General features: G+C 73.2%; 6 protein-coding genes. 2 read left to right on the plus strand and 4 right to left on the minus strand.

All coding sequences use genetic code 11. The features are described 5' to 3' along the window. Positions 1 to 68: 68 nt before the first annotated feature. From AB0M76_RS15585 to AB0M76_RS15600, 4 genes are all read right to left on the minus strand, one after another. Positions 69 to 1,706, minus strand: coding sequence for a serine/threonine-protein kinase (locus AB0M76_RS15585; protein WP_365953364.1), 1,638 nt, complete (start codon positions 1,704 to 1,706; stop codon positions 69 to 71). Positions 1,707 to 1,830: 124 nt separating this feature from the next. After that, on the minus strand, positions 1,831 to 4,566 hold the full coding sequence (locus tag AB0M76_RS15590) for a serine/threonine protein kinase (protein WP_365953365.1): 2,736 nt from the start codon (positions 4,564 to 4,566) through the stop codon (positions 1,831 to 1,833). Positions 4,567 to 4,677: 111 nt separating this feature from the next. Next, positions 4,678 to 7,143, minus strand: a complete 2,466-nt coding sequence (locus tag AB0M76_RS15595) for a serine/threonine-protein kinase (RefSeq protein WP_365953366.1) — start codon at positions 7,141 to 7,143, stop codon at positions 4,678 to 4,680. Positions 7,144 to 7,319: 176 nt separating this feature from the next. Beyond that, positions 7,320 to 9,026, minus strand: a complete 1,707-nt coding sequence (locus AB0M76_RS15600; RefSeq protein ID WP_365953367.1) for a glycerol-3-phosphate dehydrogenase/oxidase — start codon at positions 9,024 to 9,026, stop codon at positions 7,320 to 7,322. 262 nt (positions 9,027 to 9,288) lie between these two features. Between AB0M76_RS15600 and AB0M76_RS15605 the strand changes: the two genes are divergently transcribed. After that, positions 9,289 to 10,518, plus strand: coding sequence for a nucleotide sugar dehydrogenase (locus AB0M76_RS15605; protein WP_266664651.1), 1,230 nt, complete (start codon positions 9,289 to 9,291; stop codon positions 10,516 to 10,518). A gap of 137 nt (positions 10,519 to 10,655) precedes the next feature. Further along, on the plus strand, positions 10,656 to 11,135 hold the full coding sequence (locus AB0M76_RS15610) for a hypothetical protein (protein ID WP_365953368.1): 480 nt from the start codon (positions 10,656 to 10,658) through the stop codon (positions 11,133 to 11,135). Positions 11,136 to 11,177: the final 42 nt, after the last annotated feature.

Raw genomic sequence — 11,177 nt, forward strand, 5'->3', positions numbered from 1 at the left:
GTCGGTAACCGGATTTTGCCATTTCTGCCAGCGATCGCTGGCAGGATGACGGAATCGGCCCGGAAAGCTCAGGGCTTCCCGGCGGGCGGCTCCCAGCCGCTGAGCACGACGTCGAACTGCTGGCGGGTCGTGTTCCAGTCGGCGACGGGGCTCGACATGTAGATCGCGTACTCGGTGCCGTCCGGGGCGACGTACATCTGCTCGATGGCCCGGCGCGGTCCGGCGTGCGTGCCCTTCTCGGTCCAGCTGAAGTCCCAGAGCGCGGCCCGGGTGCTGTCCCGGAAGGTGTTCTGGTTCAGCCGCTGCTTCTTGTAGTCCGTCCGCTTCGCCACCTGCTTCTCCAGGTCGGTCAGGTGCGCGTACGGGGTCTCGTAGTCCGGGGTCGGGTCGGCGGCGATCCGGATGAAGTGCTTCCCGTTGTCCGGGGTGTAGTCGATCTGGTCGCCGTCCATCTGGCGCTTCCAGCCCGCCGGGACGAAGAGGGTGAAGCCGGTGGGGTCGGTGACCTGGGTGTAGCCCGCGGGCGGGGCGTCCTCTTCGTCGCTGTCCTGCTGGTCGGGGGCGCTCGCGTTCTTGTCGGAGCCGCCGTCCTTCCCCGCCTCCGCGTCCCCGGTGAACTTCAGGACGCCGAAGACGGCGCCGCCGCCGACCAGAGCCGCCACGAGGGCGACGGCGGTGGCCCGCTTGATCCGGCCGCCGCCTGCGGTCGCCGGTGCGGGCGCGGGGCCGGGCTGTTCGGGCAGGGCTGCGGTGCGCGCCGGGTCGGGGGCCGGGGCGGGAGCGGGCTCCGCCTCCGGCGTCGTTTCCTCGGCGGCGTCGGCGAGCTCCTCCGGAGTCACCGCGCGGGTGGGCACGTACGCGTGCGCCGCCTTCGGCTCCCGGCCCTCCATCGCCTCGATCAGCATCCGCTCGGTCTCCTGGGCCGAGGGCCGCTCGTCCGGATCCTTGCGCAGCAGGGCGGTGATGACCGGCCCCAGGGCCCCCGACTGCCGCAGCGCCGGCGGCTCGTCGTTGACCACGGCCTGCAGGCTGGAGATGGGCGAGGTGCGGCGGAAGGGCGAACGGGCCTCGACGGCCGTGTACAGGGTCGCGCCCAGCGACCACAGGTCGGAGGCCGTGCCGGGGGTGCCGCCGGTGACCCGCTCCGGGGCCAGGTAGTCGATGGAGCCGACGATCTCGCCGGTCCGCGTGATGGAGGAGTCGCCCTCGATCGCGGCGATCCCGAAGTCCGTGAGCAGGACCCGCCCGTCCTTGGCGAGCAGCACGTTGCCGGGCTTCACGTCCCGGTGCAGGACGCCGACCGCGTGCGCGGCGCGCAGCGCGCCCAGTACGTGCAGCCCGATCCGGGCCGCCTCGGTGGGCTCGATCCGGCCGGCCGCCTTGGCCGCGTCCGCGAGGGAGGGGCCGTCGATGTACTCCATGACGATCCACGGCCGGTCGTCGTGCTCCAGCACGTCGTGGACGACGACGACCGCAGGGTGCTGGATCCTGGCCGCGGCCCGGGCCTCTTTCTGCGTCCGGGCGTGCAGGACCTCCCGGTCGGCCTGGGCGACGTACAGACCCGCCGTCAGTTCCTTGACGGCGACGGTCCTGTGGAGCAGCTCGTCATGCGCGCGCCACACCTTGCCCATGCCGCCGCTGCCGATGGGCTCCACGAGCCGGTACCGGCCAGCGAGCACCGCGCCCGCACCTGTCTGCTGTTCCACGAAACCCCGCCACTCTGTGCACTTCGGGCCAGATTACGGAGCGCCCGGGGCTCCCGGAACCGTGAAGGCTCGGTTCCGGCAGCACTGTGACGCAATCGCCGTACTGAGTCACCGTCAGTCGGCCTCAGCCGCCTGATTTGTAACTCCCCGTGGCCTTTTCGAAGACCTCGGTGACCTTGCCCTCCCCGTCCTGCGGACCGGTGACCATGACGACGTGGTAGCTGCCGCCGAGCGCCACGACGAAATTCCGGGCGACGACGCTGCGGCCGTTGCCGTCGATCCACGTGTACCGGCCGGTGACGCGGAGCTGGTTGCCGACCTTCGTGGTCTTGACGTCGCCGCCGCTGGCCCAGGTGGAGGACCGGTACGGGGCCAGCTCCGGCTCCTTGTCCTTCTGGTACGTCGCCGGGTCCGGGTTGCCGTCGACCTTGTCCCGGCCGGGGACGACGGTCAGGACGTACTCCCCGTCGGTGTAGCGGACCTGCCCGGCCTCGTTCATACCGCGCCGCTCCCAGCCGCCCGGGACGGCGATCTCGAAGTGCTCGGGGTCCTGCTGGGTGGTGTAGCCGGGCGGGGCGGGGGCGGGGGCCCCGGTCTGGGGCGTCTGGGGCGTCTGGCTCTGCTTCGGCGAGGGCGGAGCGGAGGGGGACGGGGACGGAGACTGCTGCGCCACCGGGGTCTTGTCGTCGGCATCCCCCTGGTCCCCGTCCCCGGGCAGGAAGAGCATGGCGTAGGCCACGGTCCCGGCGAGCAGGGCGAGGATGCCGACGAGCAGCATCCGCCCCAGCGAGCGCGGCTTGCGGGAGGGGGCGGGGTTGCGGTGCCGGCCGTGCAGGTCGCCCCGCCGGCGTACGACGGGCAGCCGCGCGGGATCCGGCTCCGGCATCGGGAGCGCGCCGAGGCCGCCGTCCGGCTCGGGGGCCGACCGTACGAGCGAGCGCAGCCAGCCGCGGAGCTCCTCGAAGTCGGGGCGCTCGGTGGGGTCCTGGCGCAGCAGCGACTCCACGACCGGGCGCAGCGGGCCGCACTCCTCGGCGAAGGCGGGGGACTCGGCGCAGACCATCTCGACGAGCTCGGTGACGCTGTCCTCGGGGTACGGGGCATGGCCCTGGACGGCGCGGTACAGCAGCGCGCCGAGCGCCCAGAGGTCGGTGGCGGGCCCGACGGGGGCGGCCAGCTGCCAGGGCCCGGTGACGGGCCCGGCCTGCTCGGGGGCCCACCGTTCGGTGACGGCCCCGACGACGGCCATCCGCGTCTGCCGCGCCCGCTCGGCGTCCAAGCCACTCCGAATCCCCCCACCGCCCCAACCCCCGCCGTGGCCGGGCCGGCTGGGCCGGCTGGTCTGGAGCAGGGCAGCCGACTCGCCGGGGAGCACGTACGAGCCCGTGTCCGTGCCCTCGGACCCGTTCTGCCGAACGGGGCCGGGCTCGCCCGGGGGCAGGTACGAGGCCATGTCCGGGCCCTCCGTCCCCTGCGGCGAGGCCGGGGGCGGGGGGTCGGCCTGGTGGTAGCCCTGGGGCAGGGCGAGTTGGGCGGGCAGCGCGGGACGGGGCGGCGCCGGGTCGGGCTGCGACTCGGGCTCGGGTTCCGGCTCCGGCTGCTCGGCGGGCGGAAGGGCGGCCTGCCGGCGCGGGGTGGCCCCGTGCCACGGCGCGCTCGTACCGCTCTCCGGGCCGCCGTAGGGGTACGAGTACCCCTGCGGCAGGTTCGACCCCTGCGGCCTCGGCTCCGGCGCGGGCTCGGAGCCACCCTTGCGCTGCTCGGTGACCCGCGCGGCGGCGGCCTGTGCCCCCGCCCGGTACGCGGCGATGGCCCCGGCGCGGGCGGCCGCCCTGAGGTCGGGCCGCTCCTCGGTCGCCGCGGGGGTGATGTGGTCGGAGTACCGCGGTCCGGTGTCGTAGCCGGGCGCCACGAGGGGCGCATAACCGCCCGCGCCCGGACCGGCATCCCGCCCGCCGCCCGCCGGCTCGTCCGGGTCCCTGCCCTGGGACCCCCGTACGGCAAGTCCCGCACCGGGCGGCGTCCCCCAGTCCTGCTCCCCGCCAGGGTTCGGTGCCGTGCCCCGGCCCGGGCCGGCGGCTAAGACGTCCGTGCCCGAGTCCGGTGACGCCGGGGGCGGTGTCATCCGGGCCTGGGCCGCGGAGTTCCGGCCCGGACCGGTGTCTGGGTTCGGGGAGGCCGCGGGGGGCTTGACCCAGCCCCGGGGCGGGGCTGGGGGCGGCGCTGCGGCGGGCGGGGCCCAGGCGTCGGATCCGCCGGGGTTCGGCGGGACCGGGTCGTAGCCGCACAGGGCGTCCTCGGCGGCACCCGCCGCCAGCCCCGTCAGCACGACCCTCCCGTCCTCGCATATCAACACGGTCCGGACCGTGATGTTCCGGTGCGTCCAGCCATGCGCGTGCAGCACCCGCAACGCGGTCAGCACGTCCGCAGCGACCTCCGCCGCCCGGTACGGGCTCAGCGGTTCATCGGCGATGAGCGCGGCCAGCGGACGCGCCGGCACCAACTCGCTCACTATCCACAGCGACCCGCCTTCGGCGAACACGTCGAAGACCTGGTCCAGCCGCGGATGGTCCGGCACGGACGCGGCCGCCTGTGCAGCGGCGATGGCCCTCCGTACGGCCGGCAGATCCCCCGCCGCCCGGCGCCCGGGCACCATCGGGGCCCGCGCCCCGGCTCCGGCCGCCGCATCCCCGTCCAGCAGCTCGGCATCCACGAGCTCCGGCAACGGCACCTGCCGTACCAGGACTTCCTGCCCGCTGCGGGTGTCGAAGGCGCGGGTCTCGACCAGTTCGTACTCGTCCGACGGCGGCAGCGGCAGACGGTAGCGGTCGGCCAGGATCCGGCCCGCGTAGTCCTCCACTTCGCCTCCCCCGAGTGCTGGGGGCGCACGTGTCCCATGGCCCCGCTGCCACGATACGTCGCGCAGGGCGCCCGCGTCCCGGGCCTGGAAAGGCTCGTGGCGAGCGGCTGCTCAGCCGAGCGGCTGGAAGGTCTGGAACGCCGTGTTGCGCATCGTCGTGCACTCCGGGCCGTCCCACTGGTCCGCCGCGCAGCTGATCATGATGGCGTAGCCGCGCTTCGCGTCCACCTTGAAGCCGCGGTTGAGCACCCGGACCTTGATGCCCTTCTGCTCGCGCTCGAACTCCCAGTCGGCGACGGTCGGGTAGCCGTTGTACTCCGTCGCGTCGATACGGATCGTGCGGTAGTTGGTGCTGTCGCTCGCCACCCCCGCGACGGCCGCGGCCCACGCGGCGCGGGCGTCGTTGCCGGGCCTGTTGGTGTAGTCGACCTGGATGCGCGGGAAACCGCCGTCGCGGTTGTATATCGCGCCGGAGTTCTCGCCGGCTATGCCCATCACCTTGAAGCCCGACGGCATCGCCATGGAGAAGTGGAACCCCGGGTCCGTCACCTTGGCGTAGCCCTCGGGGAGTCCGGCTCCGGGACCGCCCGGCGAGGCGCCCTGGCCCTGGCCCTGGCTCTGGCCCTGGCTCTGGCCCTGCTGCCCGCCCGGGGACTGGCCCTGGCTCGGCTCGGTGCTGCCGGAGCCGGTCCCGGTGCCGCCGCTGCCCTTGCCCGCGGTGGCATTGGTCTCGCCCGCCTTGGCGGACCCGCTGGGGTTCGGTGTGCCGGAAGCCGTCGTACCCGGACCGCCCTTGCCCTCTTCCTTCTTCTTGCCGGACGGGTCGTCACCGCTGATCGCGTACGCGATCAGGGATCCGATGACGGCGAGCACGACGACCACGCCCGTTATCGCGAGGGCGATGGTGCGGCGGGACATGACGTCGGTGAGGGGCGCCGCGACCGGCGAGCGCTTGCCCGTCGCCGGGGGCTCGGCCGCCGAGGCCGCCGTCGTCGCCGCTGCGGCTGCCGCGGCCTTGCGGGTCGCCTTCAGCGCAGCGCGGGCCCGTTCGCGCTGCTCGCGCTCGAGCCGCTCGCGCTCCTTCTTCTCCGCCTTCTCGGCGGCCCTTTCGGCGGTGACCTTGGCCGCGGCCTCCTTCGCGTCGGCCAGCGAGATCTGCCGGGTCTCCTCGACGGCCGGGGCAAGGACCGGGGCGGGGGGCGGCTCCGGCGCGTTGATGACGGCGGTGAGCATCGCCCGGGCGCGCGCGTCGTCGAGGCGGCGGGCAGGGTCCTTGGCCAGCAGGCCGTAGATGACCTCGGTCAGCGGACCCGCGTTCTTGGGCGGATCCACGGGCTCGGTCATCACGGCGGTGAGGGTGGCGAGCGCGGACCCCTTGTCGTACGGGGGGACGCCCTCGACGGCGGCGTAGAGCAGTCCGCCGAGGGACCACATGTCGGCGGGCGGGCCGGGCTTCTGGCCGCGGGCGCGCTCGGGGGAGATGTACGAGGGGGCGCCGACGAGCATGCCGGTGGAGGTGACGGAGGGGTCGCCCTCGACCTGGGCGATGCCGAAGTCGGTGAGGACGACGCGGCCGGTGCGGGCGATGAGCACGTTGGACGGCTTCACGTCCCGGTGCAGGATGCCCTGGCCGTGCGCGGCGCGGAGCACGTCGAGTACGGCGAGGCCGACCTCGGCGGCGCGGTGTGGGGTCAGCGGGCCCTGTTCACGGATGAACTCGGCGAGCGAGGGGCCCTCGATGAGCTCCATGACGATCCACGGGCGGGCGTCCTCGTCCACGACGTCGAAGACGGTGACGGCGCCGCCGCTGCGGATCCGGGCAATGGCCTTGGCTTCGCGCAGGGTGCGGGTGATGAGGCGGCGCTTCTCGTCCTCGTCGACGCCGCTGCTGAAGCGGAGTTCCTTGACGGCGACCGTTCGGCCGAGGGTCTCGTCCTCGGCGCGCCAGACGGTGCCCATGCCGCCCTTGCCGAGCACTTCGCGCAGCCGGTAGCGCCGCGCGAGCAACCGCCCCTCGTCCTGCCCGCCCCCGGCGGCCTTGGCGGCAGCCGCCTTGACCGCAGCCGCAACGGCATCGGCCTTCTCGACGACGGAATTCCCGGCGGCCACAGGCTTCGCCGCAGCAGCAGGCTTCTTGTCCTCAACCTCGGCAGACGCCGCGGCAGCCTTGCCCGGGTCCGGCTTCCCGCCCTCGGCGACACCGGCGGCAGCCGCAGGCTTGCCCAGGTCGGCCTTCGCCGCAGCAGGCTCCTTGCCCTCCGGCTCCGCCGGCTCGGCAGACGCAGCGGCAGGCTTCGCGTCCTCGGACGCACCACCACCGGCCCCGCCCGGGGCCGACTTCCCGGCCTCGGCGGCACCAGCCGCAGCCTCGGCCGGCTCTGCGGCACCAGACGCAGGCTTGCCCACGTTCGGCTTCGCCGCAGGCGGGACGGCAGGCTTCGCAGCGTCAGGCTTCGCAGCCTGCGGTGCCTCAGGCTTCGCCGTAGGCGACTCCGGCTCCGCCGACACAGGCTTCGCCCGGTCCTGCTTCGCCGCAGGCGACTCGGCGGGCGACTCGGTGTGCTCCGGCTTCGACATGCGTCCCCTCTGCGATCGTGCCGCCTGCTCCGGCTGCTCCGGCAGCCTCCGGGGTCCCCGGTGGTTTGCCCCGGGAGAACCCGTGCGGTAACCCGCCCCGGCGGAACCCTCATTGTTCCTCACTCCGCAACGGACGGGCGCCCCGGGTCCGCGGTTCCCCCCTCCGCATCCCGGAGTTACAACGGAACGATGTCGGGAGCCCCCAACCGCGCCGCATCCGCCGTCTGGTCGTCCGGCTGACGTTGCGATTCCCGTTCCGCCTGTACCCGCTTCTCGTAGTGTTCCACTTCCTTCTCGATCTGCTGCTTGTCCCACCCCAGGACCGGAGCCATCAGCTCCGCGCACTCCCTCGCCGACCGCGTCCCACGGTCGAACGTCTCGATCGAGATCCGCGTCCGCCGCGTCAGTACGTCGTCCAGGTGCCGCGCCCCCTCGTGCGAGGCCGCGTAGACCACCTCCGCCCGCAGGTAGTCGTCCGCCCCGCCCAGCGGCTGTCCCAGCCCGGGGTCCGCCGCGATCAGGTCCAGCAGTTCTTCCGTCATCGAGCCGTACCGGTTCAACAGGTGCTCCACCCGCACCACGTGAAGGCCCGTCCGGGCCGCCATCCGGACCCGCCCGTTCCACAGCGCCCGATACCCCTCCGCCCCCACCAGCGGCACGTCCTCCGTCACGCATTCCGCGACCCGCTGGTCCAGCCCGTGCACCGCCTCGTCCACGGCGTCCTTCGCCATGACCCGGTACGTCGTGTACTTGCCGCCCGCGACCACCACCAGCCCCGGTACGGGATGGGCCACCGTGTGCTCGCGCGAAAGCTTGCTCGTCGCGTCCGATTCCCCGGCCAGCAGCGGCCGCAGGCCCGCGTACACCCCCTGCACGTCGTCCCGCGTCAGCGGTACCGCCAGCACCGAGTTCACGTGCTCCAGCAGGTAGTCGATGTCCGCGCTGGACGCCGCCGGATGCGCCTTGTCCAGGTCCCAGTCGGTGTCCGTCGTCCCCACGATCCAGCTCCGCCCCCACGGGATCACGAACAGCACGGACTTCTCCGTCCGCAGGATCAGGCCCGTCGAGGAGTGGATCCGGTCCTTCGGGACGACCAGGTGGATGCCCTTCGACGCCCGGACGTGGAACTGCCCCCGCTCCCCGATCAGCGCCTGCGTGTCGTCCGTCCACACCCCCGTCGCGTTCACGACCTGCCGCGCGCGGACCTCGTACTCGCCGCCGCCCTCCACGTCCTGCACCCGCGCCCCGACGACCCGCTCCCCCTCGCGCAGGAAGCCGACCACCCTCGCCCGATTGGCGCACTGCGCCCCGTACGCCGCGGCCGTCCGGACCAGCGTGGCCACGTACCGCGCATCGTCCATCTGGGCGTCGTAGTACTGCAGGGCCCCCACCAGCGCGTCCTTGCGCAGCGCCGGCGCGACCCGCAGCGCGCGCTTGCGCGACAGGTGCCGGTGCACCGGCAGCCCCCGCCCGTGCCCGCTGGACACCGACATCGCGTCGTACAGCGCGACGCCCGATCCGGCGTAGAACCGCTCCCAGCCCTTGTGCCGGAGCGGATACAGGAACGGCACGGGCTTGACCAGGTGCGGGGCCAGCCGCTCCAGCAGCAGGCCGCGCTCCTTGAGGGCCTCCCGTACGAGGGCGAAGTCCAGCATCTCCAGGTACCGCAGACCGCCGTGGATCAGCTTGCTCGACCGGCTGGAGGTGCCGGACGCCCAGTCCCGGGCCTCCACCAGCCCCGTCGAGAGGCCTCTGGTCGCGGCGTCGAGGGCGGTGCCGGCGCCCACCACGCCCGCGCCCACCACCAGCACGTCCAGTTCCCGCTCGGCCATCCGGGCGAGCGCCTCTTCGCGCTGGACCGGCCCCAGTGTCGCTGTCCTCACGGCTGCCTCCCGTTCGGTGCGGGTGTTCCCCGCTCGGTGCGGGTGATCCCGCTCACATCCCCCGCCCTCGATTCTGACCCGCCGCACCCACATCAGCCACCGCCTGTGGACAACACAACGGCGACCATCACCCCGTAATACGACACATCGGTCATATATACGCCTAGTGTGACATCGCGCCAGCTCCACACCTGGACCCGCACGGTCCACAGGACTTGCGCACCCAGCCCCCTCATGCATGCCAGGGAAGGGACGGCACCCCATGCCCGCAGATCTCGCCGTCATCGGACTCGGCCACCTCGGCCTCCCGCTGGCCCAGGCGGCCGTCGCCGCCGGAATCGAGACGGTCGGCTACGACAGCGGTCCGGCCACGGACTCCACCCTCACCGCCGCCGAGGTCCGCCGCATGTCGGCCGCCGGCTTCCGGGTCACCACCAACCCCGCCGAACTCGGCAGGGTCCGCACCGCCGTCATCTGCGCCCCCACCCAGCTCGGCGCCGACCGCGCGCTCGACCTCTCCGCCGTCGGCGAGGCGGGCCGCACGCTCGCCGCCCGGCTGCGCCCGCACACCACCGTCATCCTCGAGTCCGCCGCCCACCCGGGCGTCACCGAGGACTACCTGCGCCCGATCCTCGAGGCCGGCTCCGGACTGCGCGCGGGCCGGGACTTCCATCTGGCCTACTCCCCCAGCCGCCTCGACCCGGGCAACCGCACCCACGGCATCGCCAACACCCCCAAGGTGATCGGCGGCCTCACCCCCGCCTGCACCGAGTCCGCGCACGCCTTCTACGCCCGTCTCACCGAGAAGGTGGTCCGCGCACGCGGCCTGCGCGAGGCCGAGACCGTACAGCTCCTGGAGACCAACTACCGGCACGTCAACATCGCCCTCATGAACGAGATGGCGGTGCTCTGCCACGACCTCGGCGTCGACCTGTGGGACGTCATCCGCTGCGCCGAGACCAAGCCGTACGGATTCCAGGCCTTCCGGCCCGGCCCGGGGGTCGGCGGCCACGGTGTCCCCCTCGACCCCAACTACCTCCCCCACACCACCCGCACCCCGGGCCACCCCCTGCGCATGGTCGGGCTGGCGCAGGAGATCAACGGCCGGATGCCCCAGTACGTCATCCAGCGTTCCGCCACCCTGCTGAACGAGCACGGGAAATCGGCCCGCGGGGCCCGGGTCCTGCTGCTCGGCGTCACGTACAAGCCCGATCTGGGCGACCAGGAGGGCTCACCGGCCTGCGAGATCGCCAGCCGCCTCCTCGACCTCGGCGCACTGATCAGCTACCACGACCCGTACATCGCCGGATGGCGCGTCAGGGACCAGCCCGTCCCCCGCGCCGAATCGTTGTACGAGGCCGCCGCGAACGCCGATCTGACGATCCTGCTCCAGCACCACCGCACGTACGACCTCCAAGGTCTGGCGGTGAAGGCACAGTTGCTCCTGGACACCCGCGGCGCCAGCCCGGCGGGCGCGGCACACCGGCTCTGACCACGCCCCAAATCCCTTCTCCGGATGTCGGATCCGGCTGCTAGCCTGCGGCGACTTATCTCGCACATACGTCCGCGGCGCCCCGTGCCTCCTGCACACGCCCCACGTATGCCCGAATCCCTGGGGGGGATTTCTCCATGAGCCAGCACATCCAGCCGCCCGCGCCCGACTCCGCGACCCCGGCCGTCCCGTACCCGGCCGAGCCCGCCCGGACCGGCAACATCGGCCTCGGCATCGCCGCGGCCCTGGTCGCCGCCCTCGCCGCGGCCGCCGCGTACGGCGGGATGATGAACGCGATCGACCGTCAGGTCGGCTACGCGGCGGTCGGCGTCGGCATCCTGGTCGGCTTCGCCGCCGGAAAGCTCGGCGGCAAGAACCCCGTGCTCCCCGTGGTCGGCGCGATCCTCTCGCTCGGCGCCGTCTACCTCGGCCAGCTGTTCTACATCGCGCTGAAGCTGGCCGACTACGGCAACGTCGGCCTCGTCGACGTCCTGAACCACGCGGGCGTCAGCGGCCTGGGCGACATCTGGCAGGAGGGCGCGGAGGCGATGGACTACGCCTTCCTCGTCATCGGCGGCTTCGTCGCCTTCGGTACCGCCAAGAAGATCAGCGACTGATCCAAGGGCGGCTCTGAGCAGGCACGTTCGGCAGAAATCCCT

Origin of the sequence: Streptomyces sp. NPDC051364, from assembly GCF_040682115.1 — a bacterium.
Classification (GTDB): Bacteria; Actinomycetota; Actinomycetes; order Streptomycetales; family Streptomycetaceae; genus Streptomyces.